Source organism: Burkholderia sp. IMCC1007 (genome assembly GCF_027257875.1).
Taxonomy (GTDB): Bacteria; Pseudomonadota; Gammaproteobacteria; order Burkholderiales; family Burkholderiaceae; genus Burkholderia.
The window spans coordinates 79416-98087 of sequence record NZ_JAPVQY010000027.1; the positions used below are offsets into that span (position 1 = coordinate 79416).

Annotated in this window: 20 protein-coding genes; 12 read left to right on the forward strand and 8 right to left on the reverse strand. The window is 64.7% G+C overall.

The genetic code is table 11. The annotated features are described in order from the left end of the window. The first annotated feature begins 4 nt into the window (after positions 1-4). From O1Q03_RS22420 to O1Q03_RS22460, 9 genes are all read left to right on the forward strand, one after another. Entirely contained in the window at positions 5-1495 is a 1491-nt protein-coding gene (locus O1Q03_RS22420) for an NADH-quinone oxidoreductase subunit M (protein WP_269506189.1), read from the forward strand. Positions 1496-1531: 36 nt separating this feature from the next. Further along, positions 1532-2986, forward strand: coding sequence for an NADH-quinone oxidoreductase subunit NuoN (nuoN, locus tag O1Q03_RS22425; RefSeq protein ID WP_269506220.1), 1455 nt, complete (start codon positions 1532-1534; stop codon positions 2984-2986). After that, positions 2986-3282: a DUF2818 family protein gene (locus O1Q03_RS22430; RefSeq protein ID WP_269506190.1), complete on the forward strand. Its 297-nt coding sequence runs from the start codon at positions 2986-2988 to the stop codon at positions 3280-3282. Before nuoN ends, O1Q03_RS22430 begins: the two co-directional genes overlap by 1 nt. 43 nt (positions 3283-3325) lie before the next feature. Further along, a complete protein-coding gene (locus O1Q03_RS22435) occupies positions 3326-3916 on the forward strand; it encodes an NUDIX domain-containing protein (RefSeq protein WP_269506191.1) in 591 nt (196 codons plus the stop codon). Between the two features lie 135 nt (positions 3917-4051). After that, a complete protein-coding gene (locus tag O1Q03_RS22440; RefSeq protein ID WP_096507607.1) occupies positions 4052-4474 on the forward strand; it encodes a DUF1178 family protein in 423 nt (140 codons plus the stop codon). Positions 4475-4528: 54 nt separating this feature from the next. Next, the gene (locus O1Q03_RS22445) at positions 4529-5725 is read left to right on the forward strand and encodes an acyl-CoA dehydrogenase family protein (protein ID WP_269506194.1); all 1197 of its coding nucleotides are present in this window, start codon (positions 4529-4531) and stop codon (positions 5723-5725) included. Between the two features lie 63 nt (positions 5726-5788). Beyond that, entirely contained in the window at positions 5789-6922 is a 1134-nt protein-coding gene (locus O1Q03_RS22450) for an acyl-CoA dehydrogenase family protein (RefSeq protein ID WP_269506195.1), read from the forward strand. 34 nt (positions 6923-6956) lie between these two features. After that, positions 6957-7418, forward strand: coding sequence for a MaoC family dehydratase (locus tag O1Q03_RS22455; RefSeq protein WP_269506196.1), 462 nt, complete (start codon positions 6957-6959; stop codon positions 7416-7418). After that, positions 7415-7891 (forward strand): MaoC family dehydratase, encoded by a 477-nt coding sequence (locus O1Q03_RS22460; RefSeq protein ID WP_269506197.1) that lies wholly within the window; start codon positions 7415-7417, stop codon positions 7889-7891. The genes O1Q03_RS22455 and O1Q03_RS22460 overlap by 4 nt, the downstream gene beginning before the upstream one ends. A 51-nt stretch (positions 7892-7942) precedes the next feature. Here O1Q03_RS22460 and O1Q03_RS22465 read toward each other — a convergent pair whose 3' ends face one another. Continuing rightward, positions 7943-8635: a glutathione binding-like protein gene (locus O1Q03_RS22465; protein ID WP_269506198.1), complete on the reverse strand. Its 693-nt coding sequence runs from the start codon at positions 8633-8635 to the stop codon at positions 7943-7945. 174 nt (positions 8636-8809) lie between these two features. Beyond that, positions 8810-9601 (reverse strand): oxepin-CoA hydrolase, alternative type, encoded by a 792-nt coding sequence (locus tag O1Q03_RS22470; protein WP_269506199.1) that lies wholly within the window; start codon positions 9599-9601, stop codon positions 8810-8812. 210 nt (positions 9602-9811) lie between these two features. On the opposite strand from O1Q03_RS22470, the gene O1Q03_RS22475 reads away from it, so the two are divergent. Further along, a complete protein-coding gene (locus O1Q03_RS22475; RefSeq protein ID WP_269506200.1) occupies positions 9812-10468 on the forward strand; it encodes a glutathione S-transferase in 657 nt (218 codons plus the stop codon). 40 nt (positions 10469-10508) lie between these two features. On the opposite strand, the gene O1Q03_RS22480 is transcribed toward O1Q03_RS22475, so the two are convergent. Next, positions 10509-11681: a pyridoxal phosphate-dependent aminotransferase gene (locus O1Q03_RS22480; protein WP_269506202.1), complete on the reverse strand. Its 1173-nt coding sequence runs from the start codon at positions 11679-11681 to the stop codon at positions 10509-10511. A gap of 32 nt (positions 11682-11713) precedes the next feature. Further along, a complete protein-coding gene (locus O1Q03_RS22485; RefSeq protein WP_269506204.1) occupies positions 11714-12217 on the reverse strand; it encodes a putative toxin-antitoxin system toxin component, PIN family in 504 nt (167 codons plus the stop codon). A 57-nt stretch (positions 12218-12274) separates the two neighbouring features. On the opposite strand from O1Q03_RS22485, the gene yaaA reads away from it, so the two are divergent. Both yaaA and O1Q03_RS22495 read left to right on the forward strand, forming a co-directional pair. Then, positions 12275-13057, forward strand: coding sequence for a peroxide stress protein YaaA (gene yaaA, locus O1Q03_RS22490; RefSeq protein WP_269506206.1), 783 nt, complete (start codon positions 12275-12277; stop codon positions 13055-13057). 133 nt (positions 13058-13190) lie between these two features. After that, positions 13191-14345, forward strand: coding sequence for a M14 family metallopeptidase (locus tag O1Q03_RS22495; protein ID WP_269506208.1), 1155 nt, complete (start codon positions 13191-13193; stop codon positions 14343-14345). A gap of 83 nt (positions 14346-14428) precedes the next feature. Here O1Q03_RS22495 and O1Q03_RS22500 read toward each other — a convergent pair whose 3' ends face one another. The 4 genes from O1Q03_RS22500 to O1Q03_RS22515 form a co-directional block, all read right to left on the reverse strand. Beyond that, complete coding sequence (locus O1Q03_RS22500; RefSeq protein ID WP_269506209.1) at positions 14429-15076, reverse strand: BspC domain-containing protein; 648 nt, start codon at positions 15074-15076, stop codon at positions 14429-14431. A gap of 139 nt (positions 15077-15215) precedes the next feature. Next, on the reverse strand, positions 15216-15890 hold the full coding sequence (locus tag O1Q03_RS22505) for an energy-coupling factor ABC transporter permease (protein WP_269506211.1): 675 nt from the start codon (positions 15888-15890) through the stop codon (positions 15216-15218). Positions 15891-15960: 70 nt separating this feature from the next. Further along, complete coding sequence (locus O1Q03_RS22510) at positions 15961-16797, reverse strand: LuxR C-terminal-related transcriptional regulator (RefSeq protein WP_269506213.1); 837 nt, start codon at positions 16795-16797, stop codon at positions 15961-15963. A gap of 210 nt (positions 16798-17007) precedes the next feature. Continuing rightward, on the reverse strand, positions 17008-18225 hold the full coding sequence (locus O1Q03_RS22515; RefSeq protein WP_269506214.1) for a DUF2863 family protein: 1218 nt from the start codon (positions 18223-18225) through the stop codon (positions 17008-17010). Between the last annotated feature and the right edge of the window lie 447 nt (positions 18226-18672).

Genomic DNA, 18672 nt, shown 5'->3' on the forward strand with positions numbered 1-18672 from the left:
ACTAATGCACGCTTTTCCGATTCTCAGTACCGCGATCTGGCTGCCTATCGTTTTCGGCCTCCTCGTGCTCGTGGTAGGTAACGATAGAAAGCCGGCGACGGCCCGCTGGGTCGCACTGATCGGTTCGCTGCTCGGGCTCGCGGTCACGATTCCGCTGATCACGGGCTTCGACTCGAGCACGGCAGCGCTGCAGTTCGTCGAGCATTCGGTCTGGATCGAACGCTTCGACATCTCGTATCACCTTGGCGTCGACGGCCTGTCGATGTGGTTCGTGGTGCTGACCGCGCTGATCACGGTCATCGTCGTGATTGCCGCGTGGGAAGTGATTACGGAGAACGTCGCGCAGTACCTCGCGGCGTTCCTGATCCTCTCGGGGATCATGGTCGGCGTGTTCTCGTCGGCCGACGGCCTGCTGTTCTACGTGTTCTTCGAAGCGACCCTGATCCCGATGTACATCATCATCGGTGTGTGGGGCGGTCCGAATCGCGTGTATGCGGCATTCAAGTTCTTCCTGTACACGCTGGCCGGCTCGCTGCTGATGCTGGTTGCGCTGATCTACCTGTACACGCAGACGCATTCGTTCGACCTCGCGACGTGGCAGGACGCGAAGATCGCGATGACGCCGCAGATCCTGCTGTTCATTGCATTCTTCCTCGCGTTCGCGGTGAAGGTGCCGATGTGGCCGGTGCACACCTGGCTGCCGGACGCGCACGTGGAAGCGCCGACGGGCGGCTCGGTCGTGCTGGCCGCGATCATGCTGAAGCTCGGTGCGTACGGTTTCCTGCGTTTCTCGCTGCCGATCACGCCTGACGCAAGCCACTTCCTGGCGCCGGTCGTGATCACGCTGTCGCTGATCGCGGTGATCTACATCGGCCTCGTCGCGATGGTGCAGTCCGACATGAAGAAGCTGGTCGCGTATTCGTCGATCGCGCACATGGGCTTCGTCACGCTCGGCTTCTTCATCTTCAACCAGCTCGGCGTCGAAGGCGCGATCATCCAGATGATCTCGCACGGCTTCGTGTCGGGCGCGATGTTCCTGTGTATCGGCGTGCTGTACGACCGCCTGCACTCGCGCCAGATCGCCGACTACGGTGGCGTCGTGAACGTGATGCCGAAGTTCGCGGCGTTCGCGATGCTGTTCTCGATGGCGAACTGCGGCCTGCCGGGCACGTCGGGTTTCGTCGGCGAGTTCATGGTGATTCTCGCAGCCGTCCAGTACAACTTCTGGATCGCGTTCGGTGCAGCGTTCACGCTGATCCTCGGCGCCGCCTACACGCTGTGGATGTACAAGCGCGTGTACTTCGGCGCGGTTGCAAACGATCACGTTGCCAAGCTGAAGGACATCGGTAACCGCGAGTTCCTGATGCTGGCCGTGCTTGCCGCGTTCACGCTGCTGATGGGCCTGTATCCGAAGCCTTTCACCGACGTGATGCACGTTTCCGTGGAAAACCTCCTCTCCCACGTCGCGCAGTCGAAGCTGCCGCTGGCGCAGTAATCGCGAGCGGAGGAAATCAAAATCATGAATGCTCCTATGAATGTCCTGTTGCCTGACGCGCTGGTGATGGTCGCCATCGTCGTCGCATGGCTGAACGACACCTTTACGGGTGCCGCCGGCCGCCGCCTCACTTATCTGATCGCGGTGGTTTCGTCGGTCGTCGCCGGCGTATGGTTCGCCGTGCAGGCGCTGGATCCGCAGCAGTACTACTTCTTCTCGCGGATGGTCGTCGTCGACTCGTTCGCGAGCATGATGAAGGCCGTCGTGTCGATCGGCTTCGCGGTCTCGCTCGTTTATTCGCGCAAGTACCTCGAAGACCGCGACATGTTCCGCGGCGACGTGTTCCTGCTCGGCATGTTCTCGCTGCTCGGTCAGCTGGTGATGGTGTCGGGCAACAACTTCCTGACGCTGTACCTCGGCCTCGAACTGATGTCGCTGTCGCTGTACGCGATCATCGCGCTGCGTCCCGACGCGCCGCAGTCGAGCGAAGCCGCAATGAAGTACTACGTGCTGGGCGCGCTCGCGTCGGGCTTCGTGCTGTACGGCATCTCGATGCTCTACGGCGCGACCGGCTCGCTCGAGCTGGGCGAGGTGTACAAGGCGGTCGGCGGCAACACCGACGCCGCCGTGCTGATGTTCGGCGTGATCTTCATCGTCGCCGGTATCGCGTTCAAGCTCGGCGCCGTGCCGTTCCACATGTGGGTGCCGGACGTCTATCAGGGCGCACCGACCGCGATGACGCTGTTCGTCGGCGGCGGCCCGAAGGTTGCCGCGTTCGCGTGGGGCCTGCGCTTCCTGGTGATGGGCCTGCTGCCGCTCGCGCAGAACTGGCAGACCGCGCTCGTGATCCTCGCCGCGCTGTCGCTGATCGTCGGTAACATCACCGGTATCGTCCAGCGCAACATCAAGCGGATGCTCGCGTACTCGGCGATCTCGAACATGGGCTTCGTGCTGCTCGGCCTGCTCGCAGGCATCGTGAAGGGCGACGCGGCCGCACCGGCGAGCGCGTACAGCTCGGCGATGTTCTACGCGATCGTCTATCTGATCACGACGCTCGGCTCGTTCGGCGTGGTGATGCTGCTCGCACGCCGCGATTTCGAAGCGGACACGATCGACGACTTCAAGGGCCTCAACAAGCGCAGCCCGGTGTTCGCGTTCGTGATGATGGTCATGATGTTCTCGCTGGCCGGCATTCCGCCGACCGTCGGCTTCTACGCGAAGCTCGCGGTGCTCGAGGCGACCGTCAACGCAGGCCTGACTTGGCTGGCCGTGCTGGCCGTGATCACGTCGCTGTTCGGCGCGTTCTACTACCTGCGTATCGTCAAGCTGATGTACTTCGATGCACCGCAGGACACGGCTCCGATCACCGGCGACTTCTGCAAGCGCACGCTGCTCGTGGCGAACGGCCTTGCGGTCGTCGTGCTCGGCCTGATCCCGAGCCCGCTGCTGACGGCCTGCCTGCAGGCGATCCGTCACACGCTGCCGCTGTAATGTCGGCAGCCGGCTGGTTCATTGTGCTGTTGGCGTTCGTCTGCGCCAACGTGCCGTTCCTGAACCAACGCGTGTTCGCCGTCGTGCCGATCGGCGCGACGAAGAAGAACGCGTGGGTTCGGATCGGCGAGCTGATCGTGCTGTATTTCGTCGTCGGCGCACTCGGCTTCTGGCTCGAGTCGCGCGCCGGCAACCGCTTCGAACAAGGCTGGCAGTTTTACGCGATCACGTTCAGTCTGTTCGTCGTGTTCGCGTTTCCCGGCTTCACGTTCCAGTATCTAGTCAAACGACGCTGACGCGCCTTCGGCCGTCGCGTGCCCATTTCCCCGGAGCAGCCCGATGGCCGAACTACCCAATCACGATGCCGCACTGACCGAAACCTGCGTCGAGAGCGAGGCGATTTTCGAAGGCTCGTTCCTCAAGCTCAAGCGCGATACCGTCCGCCTGCCTGACGGCAAGCAGGCCACGCGCGAATACGTCCAGCACCCGGGCGCGGTGATGGTGATCCCGCTGTTCGACGACGGCCGCGTGCTGATGGAAAGCCAGTATCGCTATCCGATCGGCAAGGTCATGGCCGAATTTCCGGCCGGCAAGCTCGACCCGAACGAAGGCGCGCTCGCCTGTGCGGTGCGCGAGCTGCGCGAAGAAACCGGCTACACGGCCAACGAATACGTATTCCTGGCCCGGATTCACCCGATCATTTCCTATTCGACCGAATTCATCGACCTGTACCTCGCACGCGGGCTGACCGCCGGCGAGCGCAAGCTCGACGAAGGCGAATTTCTCGAAACCTTCACGGCGACGCAGGCCGACCTGCAGGAATGGGTGCGCACGGGCCAGATCACCGACGTGAAGACGATCATCGGCGCGATGTGGCTCGACAAGGTGCTGTCCGGCACGTGGCCGCTCGGCCCGGTCCAGAACCCCTGACCGCGCGTCAGCGGCGGGCGGGGCGCCGCGTTACAATCGTGTGACGCGGCCGCTTCCGGCCGCGCAATCCTGGTTTAGCACGATCGTTCACAAAAGCGTTTTTTGCGCTACACTCGTCACACGCCCTGATTCAGCATGAAGGTCCTCGATTTACAGTGCCCGCACGGTCATCGGTTCGAAGGCTGGTTCGCTTCCGCCGATGAGTTCGAAGCGCAGTTGTCTCGCAAGCTGGTCGAATGCCCGGTGTGCGGGACGACCGAGATCAACCGGATGCCGTCCGCGCCGCGCCTGAACCTGTCGGGCGCGACGCAGGCGAAGCCGGCCGATCCGCGTGCGCTCCAGGCGCAGGCGATGCGTGCGCTGCGCGAGGTGCTGGAGAAGACTGAAAACGTGGGCGAGCGCTTCGCCGAGGAAGCGCGGCGCATCCATTACAACGAGGCGCCCGCGCGCAGCATTCGTGGCGTCACGACGCCGGAGGATGCGCAATCCCTCGCCGAAGAAGGCATCGAAGTGATGCCGTTGCCGATTCCTGCCGCGCTGAAAGAACCGCTGCAATGACATACGCAGCGTGTCCTCGCCGGGCCGGACGGCCGCGGCCAGGAGACACTGCGCATGGATCTGGATTATTCCCCCGCCGACGACGCATTCCGCGTTGACGTCCGCGTCTGGCTCGAGGCGAATCTGCCTCACGCGCTGCGCGCCAAAGTACTCGATCACAAACGACTCGACCGCGAGGACTTCGCGAGCTGGCACCGGATTCTCGGCCAGCGCGGCTGGTCCGCGCCTGCGTGGCCGACCGAATACGGCGGCCCGGGCTGGAATGCGACGCAGCGGCACATCTGGGATGAGGAGTGCGCGCGCATCGGCGCGCCGACCGTCTTGCCGTTCGGCGTGTCGATGGTCGCACCGGTGCTGATGAAATACGGCAGCGAAGCGCAGAAGCGCCATTACCTGCCGCGCATTCTCGACGGTACCGACTGGTGGTGCCAGGGCTACTCCGAGCCGGGCTCCGGGTCGGACCTCGCGTCGCTGCGCACGCGCGCCGAGCGCCACGGCGACCACTACATCGTCAACGGCCAGAAGACCTGGACGACGCTCGGCCAGTATGCGGACATGATGTTCTGCCTCGTACGTACCGACCCGGCGGCGAAGAAGCAGGAGGGCATCTCGTTCCTGCTGATCGACATGAAGACGCCCGGCATCACGGTGCGCCCGATCATCACGCTCGACGAAGACCACGAGGTCAACGAAGTGTTCTTCGAGGACGTGAAGGTGCCCGTCGAGAACCTCGTCGGCGACGAAAACCGCGGCTGGACCTACGCGAAGTACCTGCTGGGTCACGAGCGCACCGGCATCGCGCGCGTCGGCGCGTCCAAGCGGGAGCTCGTGTTCCTGAAGCGGGTGGCGTCGAACCAGCGCAAGAACGGCAAGCCGTTGCTCGCTGACCCGGTGTTTGCCGCGAAGGTCGCGGCGCTCGAAGTCGAGCTGATGGCGCTCGAGGTGACGGTGCTGCGCGTCGTGAGCCGCGAGACGAGCGGCAAGGGCCCGGGCCCCGAGGCGTCGATGCTGAAGATCAAGGGTACCGAAGTGCAGCAGGCGCTCACCGAGCTGATGTTCGAGGCAATCGGGCCGCTCGCCGCACCGTTCGACGTGCCGTTCCTCGAAGCCGAGCGCGAGCACAGCATCGCGGGCGACGACGATGCGGCGCCGCTCGCCGCGTACTACTTCAACTATCGGAAGACCTCGATCTACGGCGGTTCGAACGAGATTCAGAAGAACATCATCGCGCAGATGATTCTGGGGCTGTGAGCCGCGACGCATCGGGCGAGAGCCGGGCGCGGAAACGCCCGCTCGGGCCAACAGGAGACAACGATGGATTTCAGCTTTACCGATGAGCAGCAGCAATTCGCCGACGCGCTGCGTCGTTATCTCGGCGAGCAATACGGGTTCGACGCGCGCCAGGCTATCGTGCGCAGCGACGCGGGCGTGTCGGACGCGCAATGGAGCGCGTTCGCGGAGCTCGGGCTGACCGCGCTGCCGGTACCGGACGCGCAAGGCGGCTTCGGCGGCGGCCCGGTCGACATGCTGGTCGCGATGCAGGAGCTCGGCCGCGCACTCGTCGTCGAGCCGTACTGGGCGACGGCGGTCGGCATCGAGGCGCTGCGTGTCGCGGGCACGGGCGCGGGCGACGATGCCGCGCTGCTGGAGGCCGTCGCGCAAGGGCAGAAGCGGCTGGCGGTCGCGTTCCACGAGCCGCGCGCACGCTACGACCTGTACGAACTCGAGACGCACGCACGTGAACAGGGCGGCACCTACCGGCTGACCGGCACCAAATCGATCGTTCAGCATGGCGCACAGGCGCATGCGTGGATCGTACCCGCGCGCGTCGAAGGCGGCGGCATCGGCCTGTTCGTCGTCGAGCGCGATGCAGCGGGTGCGAAGGCGACCGACTACCGGACCATCGACGGGCAGCGCGCCGCGACCGTCGAACTGAACGAAACGGCTGCGCGGCTGCTCGCGGGCGGTGTGCGCGATGCGGCCGCACTCGAGCAGATCGCCGACTATGCGACCTTCCTGCTATGCGCGGAAGCGGTCGGCGCGCTCGACGAACTGAATCGCGCGACGGTCGAATACACGAAGACGCGCGAGCAGTTCGGCGTACCGATCGCGCGTTTCCAGGCACTGCAGCACCGGATGGTCGACATGCTGATCCATGCGGAGCAGGCGCGCTCTCTGACTTACCTGGCCGCGGTGCGCTACGCGGCCGGCGACGCCGATGCACGCCGCAAGGCGGTGTCGGCCGCGAAGGCGCGAGTGGGTGCGGCAGCGCGCTTCGTCGGCCAGCAGGCCGTGCAATTGCACGGCGGCATGGGCGTGACCAACGAAGTCGCTGCCGCGCATCTGTTCAAGCGACTGTCGATCATCGAGACGACCCTCGGCGACACCGATCATCACCTTGCGCGCATCGCGGCACTGCCGGATTTCGCGCAAGCCGACGCGGCATGACGGCGACGCGCGAGCGCGCCACAGGAGACCTACGGTGGGTATCAGTTACGAAGATCTGGTGGTAGGCAGCAACACGGAGATCGGCAGCTACACGTTCGAGGCCGACGACATCAAGGCGTTCGCGCAACGCTACGATCCGCAGCCGTTCCACGTCGACGAGGAAGCCGCCAAGGCATCGCCGTTCGGCGGGCTGATCGCGAGCGGCTGGCATACGTGTTCGGTGTTCATGAGCCTGCTCATCAAGAAGCTGGGGCCGGATTCGACCAGCATGGGTTCGCCCGGCATCGACTCGATTCGCTGGCTCAAACCCGTGCGCGCGGGCGACACGATCACGATGTACCAGAAGATCCACGACAAGCGCGTGTCCGCGAGCAAGCCCGATCGCGGCATCGTGTCGGCGGAGTGGATCGGCATCAACGCCGACGGCGAGACGGTGATCACCGTGCATACCAACGTGATCTTCGGCTTGCGTCATCCTGCAGGGGCGAACGCATGACGGACGTGACATTGCCGCTGATCGCGTCGATCGACGCGCTGCATGCGCGGGTGGGCGCGGAGCCGCTCGCGAGCGGCTGGGTCGAGATCGATCAGCAGCGCGTGGACCGCTTCGCCGATGCGACCGGCGATCACCAGTGGATTCACGTCGATCCCGAGCGCGCACGCAAAGAATCGCCGTTCGGCGGTCCGATCGCGCATGGGTTCCTGACGCTGTCGCTGATTCCGGCGCTGATGGTCGACGCGATGCGCTTCGAGCAGAAGATGGGCGTGAACTACGGACTCAATCGCGTGCGGTTCCTGAAGCCGGTGCCGGTCGGCGCACGCGTGCGCGCGTTGTTCGCGGTGAAGGAAACCGCCGAGGCGGCGCGGGGCGGCGTACAGGTGACGTGGTCGGTGTCGGTGCAGGCCGAGCGCGCCGATGCACCATTGCTCGTGTGTGCAGCGGAGTTCATCACGCTGCATTACTTCTGACGCACGCAGCGGCATCCACGGATGCCGCTGCATCGTGCGGCGCGTGGTCGGTCAGTGCTTCGCGTATTGCGTCGCGCCGAACAGCACCTCGCGCGCCTTGTCGTCCTGCAACGCCTTGCGCAACGACGCGAGCACTTCGACGCCGCGCTGCACGGCCGGTCGCGCGGCGATCGCCTCGTGCCAGCGCTTCACGTTCGGCAGTTCGTCGAGCACGATGCCCTGGTTCTGCCATGAGCGCGTCCACGGGAACGTCGCGATGTCGGCGATCGTGTACGCGTCGCCGGCGAGATATTCGGATTCGCCGAGGCGTTTCTCCATCACGTTGTACAGGCGCTTCGCTTCGTTTGTGTAGCGATTGACCGCATAGTCGATCTTCTCCGGCGCGTACATGCGGAAGTGGTGCGCTTGTCCGAGCATCGGGCCGACGCCGCCCATCTGGAACATCAGCCATTCGAGTGTCGCGTAGCGCGCGGCCGGATCGGCCGGCAGGAACTTGCCGGTCTTTTCCGCAAGGTAGACGAGGATCGCGCCCGATTCGAACAGCGAGATCGGCTTGCCGCCGGGGCCATCCGGATCGACGATCGCGGGGATCTTGTTGTTCGGGCTGATTTTCAGGAATTCGGGCTTGAACTGGTCGCCGGCGCCGATATCGACCGGATGTGCACGATACGCGAGGCCGGTTTCCTCGAGCATGATGTGCACCTTGTGGCCGTTCGGGGTCGCCCAGCTGTAGACGTCGATCATCGTCAACTCCTTCATTGCATGCGCGAAAACGGCGCCGACGGGGCGCCGCAACAGGCGGTCATTAGAGCATGGATCGACGCGCGCTGCAGACGGCGCGAGCGTGCGGCCGCCCGGCTGCGCGTGCATGCCGCTGCGGCAGCGCCGACGCCGTTCGAACGGCGTCGGCGTGCCGGGTCAGCGCTTGTAGCGCGGCTGGCGTTTCTCGAGAAATGCGGTGATGCCTTCGAACGCGTCCGCGTGATGCAGCGATGCGACGAAGTGATCGCGCTCGGTACCGAGATGCGCGTCGAGCGGCTGCGCGGTTGCATCGTCGAGCAGCGACTTGATACGCGTGAGTGCGTTCGGCGAGATGCCGGCGAGCGAGTCGGCCCATGCGAGCGCGTCGGACAGCGCCGCGCCGGGCACGGCGAGGCGATTGACGACGCCGAGCGCATGCAGGCGTTCGGCGGCGACCGGCTTGCCCTCGAACAGGATTTCGGCCGCAAGCGCGCGCGGCAACGCACGGGCGACGAACCACGAACCGCCGCCATCGGGCGTGAGGCCGACGCGCGCATACGACATCACGAACTTCGCGTCATGCGCGGCAACGATCAAGTCGCATGCGAGTGCGAGCGAGAAGCCGGCGCCGGCAGCCGCGCCTTCGACGGCCGCGATCACGGGCTTCGTCGATGCACGGATCGCGCTGATCCACGCAGCGAGCTGGTCGATGCTGTCGGCCTGATAGGACGGGTCCTTCGAGCGGTTGTCGAGCAGCCGGTTCAGGTTGCCGCCCGCGCAAAAGAAACGATCGGCCCCTGTGAGCACGACTGCGCGAATCGCGGGATCGCGCTCGGCGGTCGCGAGCGCTTCGACGCCGGTCGCGTACATGTCGGGATGCAGCGCGTTGCGCGCACCGGGATTGGACAGCGTGAGGACGAGCGTCGATTCGCTCCCGTGCGGACGTGAGGCCAGCAGTTCAGCGCTCATGCGAGTGTGTCTCCATCGAATGGTGCGGCTGCGGTGCCGTGCATGGCACGCGTGTTCGCGCATGCACGTGACGGTGGTGCTGCAGCGGATGCAATGTTGTCATGGCGGATACGAAACTGCTTTAGACTAGCACGAACGTGCTTTTCAGCGTGACACATCCCGATGCGGCCGGTATCGCGGCGGCCGCGCTTCGCAACGAAGGAGACTCCGATGCTACAGCTGTGCGGTATTCCGTTGTCCAACTACTACAACAAGGTGAAGTTCGTTCTGCTCGAGCACGATATCCCGTTCGAGGAAGTGACATGCGGTCTGCCGATCAGCGATCCGGCGCTCCTCGTCGATTCGCCGCTCGGCAAGATCCCGTTCGTGAAGACTGAAGAGGGCCCGCTGTTCGAATCGCAGGTGATCGTCGAGTACCTGGCCGCGCGTCATCCCGAGAAGGCCATCTTTCCGTCGAGCCCGTTTGCCGCCGCGAAGGTGCGCGAGCTCGTCGAGACGCTCGAGCTGTATCTCGAATGGACCGCACGCGAGATCTACACGGAAGCGTTTTTCGGCGGCAAGGTCAGCGACGGAATGAAGGCGCATGTCGAGAAGCGCCTGCCGCGCGCGATCGATGCGTTCAAGCGGATGGCGCGGTTCTCGCCTTACGTACTCGGCGATTCGTTCAGCGTCGCCGACATCGCCGCCGCGATGCATCTGCCGGTGATCGGGATGGCGACGAAGGCGATATACGACCGCGATTTCCTGGTCGACGCGGGTATCGACTGGAAGGCGCACGTGAAGATGGTCGGCGAGCGATCGGCCGCGCAGCGCGTGGCGGCCGATCGCAAGGCGTATATGGACGCGATGAACGCCGCGCGTTCGTAAGCGCGGCCCGCGCGCGGCGCAGTGCAGCGCCGCGCCGCACTTACAGGCGCGCGAGGCGTTCGAGTGCGGACGCGAGCGTGCTTTCCCGCTTGGCGAAGCAGAAGCGCACGACGCCCGATTCGTGCGGCTCGTGATAGAACGCCGACACCGGAATCGCGGCCACGCCGATCTCCGACGTGAGCCACTTCGAGAACTCGGCTTCGGGCAGGTCGCTGATCGCCGAATAGTCGACACACTGGAAGTACGTGCCCGTGCACGGCAGCAGCTTGAAGCGCGTGCGCTCGAGGCCGGCGCGGAAGAAGTCGCGCTTCTTCTGGTAGAAGTCGGGCAGCGTCAGGTACGGCGCCGGGTCGCGCAGATAGTCGGCGAGCCCGATCTGCATCGGCGTGTTCACCGTGAACACGTTGAATTGATGGACCTTGCGGAACTCCGCGGTCAGTGCGGCAGGCGCCGCGACATAGCCGACCTTCCAGCCCGTCACGTGGTAGGTCTTCCCGAAGCTCGACACGATGAAGCTGCGCGCGGCGAGTTCGGGGTAGCGCGCGACGCTCTCGTGCCGTGCGCCGTCGTAGACCATGTGCTCGTAGACCTCGTCCGACAGGATCAATACGTTGGTGCCGCGCACGATCTCCTCGAGCTTGCGCATGTCGGCCTCGCGCCACACGGTGCCGGTGGGGTTGTGCGGCGTGTTGATCATGATCATTCGCGTCTTCGGCGTGATCGCGGCGGCGAGCCGGTCGAACAGGATCGCGTAGTCGGGCGCCTCGAGCGTAACGAATACCGGCGTGCCGCCCGCGAGTTCGATCGACGGCAGGTAGCTGTCGTAGGTCGGCTCGACGACGATCACTTCATCGCCCGGGTGCACCGCGCACAGGATGGCCGTCAGCAGCGCCTGCGTCGCACCGGCCGTCACCGTGATCTCGGTGGCCGGATCGTAGCGCCGGCCGTAGACCTGCGCGATCTTGTCCGCGATCGCGTCGCGCAACGGTGCGACCCCGGCCATCGGCGGATACTGGTTGTGACCGTTGCGCATCGCGGTCGCGACCGCGTCGACGATGCGCGGATCGCAGTCGAAATCGGGAAAGCCCTGGCCGAGGTTCACGGCGCCTTTCTCGGCGGCGAGCGCGCTCATGACCGTGAAGATCGTCGTGCCGACGTTCGGCAGGCGCGAGGGAAAAACGGGAGTCGTAGGCATGTCGGAAGGAGCGTTCATCGATACGGTCGCAATCGGTGGCGCCAGGCGCGTCAGGCCGGCGTGGTGGTGTTGGTGTCGGCCGGCGCGTCGTCGAGCGCGCAGGCTTCGGTAAACGGGCCGGGTTGTGCGATCCGGAAGCCGAAGTCGCGGGCGGTGCGCTTCGCGAGCTTGAGCAGCGCACGGTCCTTCGATACGAGCCATTCGGCCTGTGCGGCGCGCGCAAGCTCGAGGAACTTCTGATCGTCGCGATCCTTGCACTTCGGCAGCGGCGGCGCGTCGGCGCCGACGGGCGGCGGCTCGACGAGGCTCGCCAGGCGGGCGACGGTCGCGAGTGCCGAGGCCTTGTCGACAGCGCGCGACTGGAACTGCGGATAGTCGAGCACGAGTTCGAGTTCGTTCAGGCAGCGGCCGTCGATCACGGCGGCCAGCGTGCCGCGTTCGAGTGCCGCCCGGATCGGGCGTGTGGCAGGGTCGTCGAATACGAGTATGTCGATCCAGACGTTCGAGTCGAGTACGACGCGATGTGCGGCGTGCGGGGCGAGGGAGCGGGTCATTCGTTACAATCGGTGGTTTTCGTCTGACCGCAAGGCACGGCGTGCCAGCGAGCCTCTATGATAATCGTTCTCTCTCCAGCCAAATCCCTCGACTACGATACGCCCGCGCACGTGCCGTCTTACACGAAGCCTGCATTCGTCGACGACGCGTCGGAATTGATCGACGGCCTGCGCAAGCTGTCGCCGCAGGACATCGCGACGCTGATGGATATTTCCGATCCGCTCGCACGCCTGAACTTCCAGCGCTACGCCGACTGGTCGCCGGTCTTCACGCCGGCGAATGCGAAGCAGGCGGTGCTCGCATTCAACGGCGACGTGTACGAAGGGTTCGACGCGAAATCGCTGTCGGCCGCCGATCTCGACTACGCGCAGCAGCACGTGCGCGTGCTGTCGGGCCTGTACGGGCTGCTGCGTCCGCTCGACCTGCTGCAGCCGTACCGGCTCGAGATGGGCACCCGTTTCGCGAATGCGCGCGGCAAGGATCTGTATGCGTTCTGGGGCGACCGGATCACGCGCGCGCTCAACGAGCAGCTCGACGCGCGCACCGGTGCCGCGCGCGTGCTGATCAACTGTGCGTCGACCGAGTACTTCAAGTCGGTCAAGCCGAAACTGCTGGCCGCGCCCGTCGTTACGCCGGTATTCGAGGACTGGAAGGGCGGCCGCTACAAGATCATCAGCTTTCACGCGAAGCGCGCACGCGGCCTGATGGCGCGCTATATCGTCGAGCATCGCATCGCCGACCCGGCGGCGCTGAAGGATTTCGCGGTGGAAGGGTACGCGTTCGATGCAGCTGCATCGAACGATTCGACTTACGTATATCGCCGGCGAATCGGCGAGTGACCGTGCCGGCCGTTCACGAGACGGCCGGCGCATGCATGCGGCCGGACAGGCGGCAAACAGTCCGTTGCGGTCGCGCTTTGCGGGCCCAGAGTAAGTGCTGAAGCACTCACTCTGGTCTCAACTGGAGAGACAGATGACCCTTTCTATCACCAGCAATTTCGACGCGGGCGCAATCGACGTCGTGTCGTGCGACAGCCCGGACGCGATCCGACTGCGCGTGCGCGGCGACAGCCGCTCGGAATTCGCGCAGTGGTTCTACTATCGTGTGACGGGCGCGCGCGGCGAGCGCTGCGTGATGTCGTTCGAGAATGCGGCCGAGTGCGCGTATCCGTCCGGATGGCGCAACTACAGCGCAGTCGCGAGCTACGACCGGGTCGACTGGTTCCGCGTGCCGACGACGTTCGACGGCAAGACGATGACCATCGACCATACGCCCGAATTCGACAGCATCTACTACGCGTATTTCGAGCCGTATTCGGAAGAGCGTCATGCGGCGTTTCTCGGCGCGGTTCAGCAGTTGCCGCAGGCGAGCGTCGTCGAACTGGGGCGCACGGTCGAAGGCCGTCCGATGTCGCTGCTGACGCTCGGCACGCCGGAGGTCGACGTCGCGCCGAAGAAGAAGGTGTGGATCATCGCACGGCAGCATCCCGGCGAGACGATGGCCGAGTGGTTCGTCGAAGGGCTCGTCAAGCGCCTGGCCGGGTGGGGCGACTGGGCGGGCGATCCGGTGGCGCGCAAGCTCTACGACCGCGCGACGTTCTACATCGTCCCGAACATGAATCCGGACGGCAGCGTGCATGGCAACCTGCGCACCAATGCGGCGGGTGCGAACCTGAACCGCGAGTGGATGGAGCCCGACGCCGAGCGCAGTCCCGAGGTGCTGGCCGTGCGCGACGCAATCCATGCGATCGGCTGCGACATGTTCTTCGACATTCACGGCGACGAGGATCTGCCGTATGTGTTCGTCGCCGGTTCGGAGATGCTGCCGAGTTTCACCGAGCAGCAACGCAAGGAGCAGACCGCATTCATCGAAGCATTCAAGGTCGCGAGCCCGGACTTCCAGACCGAGCATGGTTATGCGGCGAGCAAGTACAAGGAAGATGCGCTCAAGCTCGCATCGAAGTACATCGGTCATCAGTTCGGCTGCCTGTCGCTGACGCTCGAAATGCCGTTCAAGGACAACGCGAACCTGCCCGACGAACGCGTCGGCTGGAACGGCGAGCGTAGCGCCGCGCTCGGTGCGGCCATGCTGGCGGCGATCCTCGTGCACATCGAGAAGTTCGCGTAAGCGCGCTGTCGTCGAAATGAAAAAGGCCGGGGCATCATCCGATGCCCCGGCCTTTGTGCTTCTGTCGTTGCCGCTTCGTCGTATCAGGCGCTCTTCGCGGTTCTCTTCTTCACGACTTTCTTCTGGCCGCCTGACTTCTTCGTTGCAACGGCCTTCTTGCCGGTGCGGCCGGTTGCCTTGACCTTGCCGCGGTGCGATTTACCCTTGAATTTCTTCGTCGACGACGACGGGCGTTCAACGCGCGGCTTCAGCGGCGGAACGGGGTCGTTCCAGCTGAACGCGAGCATTTGCTGGCCCACATAGCCGCAGCGGAACTTCAGCGGTGTCGGATCGCTGCCGTCGCTATGGATGCCGAGGCCATTCACGGTAACGATGTTGTCCACCTTCACGCGCTGCTTGCCCTGATCGAACGAGTCGTTCCACGGCGTGATCGTTGCGTTGCCGCTTTCGAATGCGTTCGGCGCGAAGTCGACACGATCGAAGGCCGACGACGTGCTGGCGATGAAGCTGCCGTGCGCCGCACAATCGGCGACGATCGGGTCGGCATGCATCTCGTTGACGAATTTGTTGATCAGTTCGGAGCGCTGGTCGAGGAGGTCGGCGAATACCGGTGCCGGAAGCGCAAGCGACAGGCCCGCGACACAGGCCGCCAGCTTGCCGAGCGCTCGGAAAAACCGGAGCGAGGCAGGAGAGCTGTCCATCTGGTTATTGGTGAGGAGCGAATGAGGCATCGGGCAGGTATAGATGCCCGATGGAGAACAGGAGTTCAATCTTAGCGTAAAAAAGATGTGCGGCAGTAGACGCCGCACTCTGCCGCACTGCGGGAGACGGGCGCAGCACGTGTTGCTCGCACTGCGACACGTAGCGCACTCACGCGCGCGGACCGCCGAGACGATAGCGCCGAACGTCGAACGTCGTGACCCATGCCGGGCGATATACCGCGATGAGCGCGGTCGCCATGCCGGTGAACCAGGCTTCGCCCAGCGCGAGCAGCGCAGTGTTCAGCAGATAGCCGGACGGAATCACGACGGGCACGCCGTCCGCGAGCGCGAGTTGCACGCCGGCGGCGGCCGCGGCGACCGCGATGATCGCGATGGCCGGCGACAGAAATCCCTGGCCGGTAATGAACGACGCGAGGTTATGCGGCAGCCATGCGATGGCAGCGCGCTGCAGCAGTGCGGACACGCCGACCGGTAGCGCGCCGTAGACCAGATAAGTGAGCCCGATGCCCTGCCACGGCGCATCGAAGACGATCGCGGCGACGGCCGTGACCGCAGCCATCCCGAGCAGCGCGAGCGTCCAGTCGAACAGTGTGACGAGCAGCGTCGCGCCGAGCAGATGCATGACGATGCCGTCCTCGAGCCACGCATTCGAGGCCCAGAGAACCGTGATCGCGGTGACGAGCGCGAGCCACACGTGCTGGAGCGTTGCGTCCTGCAGTCGGACGAACGGGCGCTTCCAGATCGCGAGCGCGAGCAGCGCCACGGCGACGATCCAGCCACCGACGCCAACCCAGAACGGAAGCGGTGTGAAGAGAAAACCCATGCGTTCATATTACTCGTTGAGCATCAAAGGTGGGAATCCGGACACGCCGACCGTCGCAATATCGATACGACTAGCGTTCGCGCCGGAACCGTGGCGTGGGCTCGGCCGCGAGCGGCAAATCCGGCGCGCCTGCGCTCGCCGCAGGCAACGGGTACGGACGATTCTTCCGTTGCGCACGCAGCGGAACCGGGCCGCGCTCGCCGATGACGGGCTTGCATGCGCGATCGCGGTTCGCCAGCAGTACCTCGAGGTGCGGCGACAGCCAGCCGTTGTAGATCGCGACCGCGGCCGCGCGGTTTGCCGCACCGAGCTGCTGGAAGATGCTGGCGAGGTGGATTTTCACCGTGCCTTCGCTGATGCCGAGCGTACGGGCGATCATCTTGTTGGTACTGCCCATATGAACAAAGCGCATGATCTGCGCCTGCCTTGGCGACAGCAGGCCGGTTGGCGGGCGGCGCGGCAGCGATCCGGCGAGCGTCTGGAAATGGGCGTCGTGGCGTGCTGCCGCTGCGGACGGCAACAGGCTGAGCGCGATGGGCGGAATGTAATGACCGCCCAGCATCACCATTTCGAGGGCGCGCACGATCAGGTGCGGTCGGGTCGAGTGCGGGATCACGCCCGCGACGCCATAGTTGAAGAAGCGCTGGATGGCTTCCGGCGTGGATTCGTCGATCAGTACCGCGGCCGGCGTCGGCGAGCAGGCGCTGCAGAGCGCCTGGATTTCGCTGAGCCGGCCGACGTCCGGCCAGTTGATCGCCACGAGGTCGAAACGCTGGGTACGCAGCAGCCGGCGCGCCTGGAAACCGTCGGGTGCATCGTTGATGCTGGCGTGACGGTCGATTTGCCGCAGCAAGGCCTTCAGTCCGTCACGCCGCTCGGCGTCTGAGTTCAACACCAGGAACCGCATATTCAACCTCCTAAGATGAGTCATTGAGATGCCGTCGGCATGCCGTGGGCCCCGATAATGACAAAGACCTTACACGATGTCTCCTTGGCTGAAAGGCTTAGGAAAAGTCTGAAAAACTGCGACGCCGGAAATCCGGGCGAGAAAAAAGCCGCTCCGGATGGAACCGGGAGCGGCTTCGTGCGGGCAGGCGGTGCAGGCCTGCGGGGTCGATCAGTGAAAGTGCGGCTGCGCGGGGGACGCGTCTTCCGGCATTTCCGCGTGGACGATTTCACCGAGCGGATCGGCGTAGAGCGGCACGCCGCAGTCGTCGCAGTACTCGGGTTCGAAGCGGCCAGCGTGCCGCCGGACGTCGGTTACACCGCATTCCTTCAGCAGACTCACGATTTCTTCGAGCGGCCCTTCGATCGGTGCTTCGCCTTCGAGCGTTGCGCTGTCGATCGACACGTCGCCGTTCTCGCGGCCGTAGAGCGGCCACACGACACCGTAGATCACGTCGTTGCTGGCGCGGCGCGTGAAGCCGACGCGATACTCGTCGATCCGCCGTTCACCGAAGCCGGCGACCACGGCGCGCAGTTCCTGCGGCGCTGCACCAAGTGTGTCGAAAAGATAACGGATGGCCGTTTTGACGGTGTGCGGACGAATCCGTTCGTCCGCATCGCGGCAGGCCGAATAGTACGCGTCCGGAAGCAGGCATTCGAACTCGCAGCCGGGGAGGGCGACCGACAGGTTCGGGCCGCCCTGGGCGGTCCACTGCTCGAGGCACTGGCCGCGTTCGATCCGGTTGCCGTGCTCTTCTTCCTGCCAGCGGAACAGCGGCGCGCCGGCCGGTGCGGCGACGACGGCGAGCAGAAAGCGCGGGTCGGCCAGAATCGGCGACGTTTCGGGCAGGTCGCCGAAGCTCAGCTTCGCGGCATGCTGACCGATCGCCGCATGCGCGAGCTGCTGCGCGAGCCGGTAAGTTTCGACGTGGTGCCGCGGCAACTGGTCGATGCTGTACAGGAACGGAGCGAGTCCGACGAGCGTGCCGTCGGCGAGCACGTGCGCCTGCAGCTGGGTGCGCAGCGCATCGGCGACGTCGCCCTTCAGCGGGCCCGACGGAATCATGTAGCGCGTCCAGGCGAGCACGGGGACAGCGACCAGCAGCGCATCGTACGGTTGGCCGTCGTGCTCGATCACCATCGATTCGCTGTGCGTTTCCGCCATATCGGCAAGCGCGCCGTAGGCATCGGGATGATTCTGCTGCAGATGGTCGAGTGCGGCATCGAGCGTGGTCTGGTTGCCGTTGCGCACGATCTTGGCAAGCAGCGCGTCGAGTTTCGCTTCCCAGAAGCGATCCTCGATGCGGCTGCCCGAGGCGAAGAGCGCGAGCGACAGGCCGACCAGTTTGTCGGCGTCGGGGGGGAGGCGTTTGGCGATTCGCTGGCGCATATTAAATACGTATAGAAAGAGGCGAAGAACCTCACATTCTAGTCCGTTCTTTGCACCATAAGCGCTGTCGTGCGCGGGCATGGCCGGAAGGCCGAAACGAGGGTCATTGAAAAAAATGCAGCGAAACCCCTTGCGCGATCAGCGGGCGGTGCTTAGAATCACGCCTCTTTCGCGCTAACGGAAACGCAGCGCGGGAGAGAAGAAGGGAAGCGGTGCGGTCGAGGTTGCTGTCGAGCCTTGGCGCACAAGGTGTTGAACCCCAACCGTCGCAACGAAGTAGTTCAAAAAGTTGTTGACGAGTTGAAAAAGACGGTTCATAATCTCGCTTCTCTGCTGCTGAAAACGCAGCGCTGCTGAGAAACGCGAAGTTTCTCGCAGACATGTTCTTTAAAAATTAACAGCCGATAAGTGTGGGCGCTTGATGGCAGCGAGCTGATCCTCGGATCA

Bases quoted from the DNA above. Each gene is read 5' to 3' on its own strand.
- O1Q03_RS22485 (WP_269506204.1), bottom strand. From the start codon at position 12,217: ATGACCCGCTCCCTCGCCCCGCACGCCGCACATCGCGTCGTACTCGAC.
- O1Q03_RS22435 (WP_269506191.1), top strand. From the start codon at position 3,326: ATGGCCGAACTACCCAATCACGATGCCGCACTGACCGAAACCTGCGTC.
- O1Q03_RS22495 (WP_269506208.1), top strand. From the start codon at position 13,191: ATGACCCTTTCTATCACCAGCAATTTCGACGCGGGCGCAATCGACGTC.
- O1Q03_RS22510 (WP_269506213.1), bottom strand. From the start codon at position 16,797: ATGCGGTTCCTGGTGTTGAACTCAGACGCCGAGCGGCGTGACGGACTG.
- O1Q03_RS22445 (WP_269506194.1), top strand. From the start codon at position 4,529: ATGGATCTGGATTATTCCCCCGCCGACGACGCATTCCGCGTTGACGTC.
- O1Q03_RS22505 (WP_269506211.1), bottom strand. From the start codon at position 15,890: ATGGGTTTTCTCTTCACACCGCTTCCGTTCTGGGTTGGCGTCGGTGGC.
- O1Q03_RS22480 (WP_269506202.1), bottom strand. From the start codon at position 11,681: ATGAACGCTCCTTCCGACATGCCTACGACTCCCGTTTTTCCCTCGCGC.
- O1Q03_RS22420 (WP_269506189.1), top strand. From the start codon at position 5: ATGCACGCTTTTCCGATTCTCAGTACCGCGATCTGGCTGCCTATCGTT.
- O1Q03_RS22430 (WP_269506190.1), top strand. From the start codon at position 2,986: ATGTCGGCAGCCGGCTGGTTCATTGTGCTGTTGGCGTTCGTCTGCGCC.
- O1Q03_RS22475 (WP_269506200.1), top strand. From the start codon at position 9,812: ATGCTACAGCTGTGCGGTATTCCGTTGTCCAACTACTACAACAAGGTG.
- O1Q03_RS22465 (WP_269506198.1), bottom strand. From the start codon at position 8,635: ATGATCGACGTCTACAGCTGGGCGACCCCGAACGGCCACAAGGTGCAC.
- O1Q03_RS22515 (WP_269506214.1), bottom strand. From the start codon at position 18,225: ATGCGCCAGCGAATCGCCAAACGCCTCCCCCCCGACGCCGACAAACTG.
- O1Q03_RS22440 (WP_096507607.1), top strand. From the start codon at position 4,052: ATGAAGGTCCTCGATTTACAGTGCCCGCACGGTCATCGGTTCGAAGGC.
- O1Q03_RS22470 (WP_269506199.1), bottom strand. From the start codon at position 9,601: ATGAGCGCTGAACTGCTGGCCTCACGTCCGCACGGGAGCGAATCGACG.
- O1Q03_RS22460 (WP_269506197.1), top strand. From the start codon at position 7,415: ATGACGGACGTGACATTGCCGCTGATCGCGTCGATCGACGCGCTGCAT.
- yaaA (WP_269506206.1), top strand. From the start codon at position 12,275: ATGATAATCGTTCTCTCTCCAGCCAAATCCCTCGACTACGATACGCCC.
- O1Q03_RS22500 (WP_269506209.1), bottom strand. From the start codon at position 15,076: ATGCCTCATTCGCTCCTCACCAATAACCAGATGGACAGCTCTCCTGCC.
- O1Q03_RS22450 (WP_269506195.1), top strand. From the start codon at position 5,789: ATGGATTTCAGCTTTACCGATGAGCAGCAGCAATTCGCCGACGCGCTG.
- nuoN (WP_269506220.1), top strand. From the start codon at position 1,532: ATGAATGTCCTGTTGCCTGACGCGCTGGTGATGGTCGCCATCGTCGTC.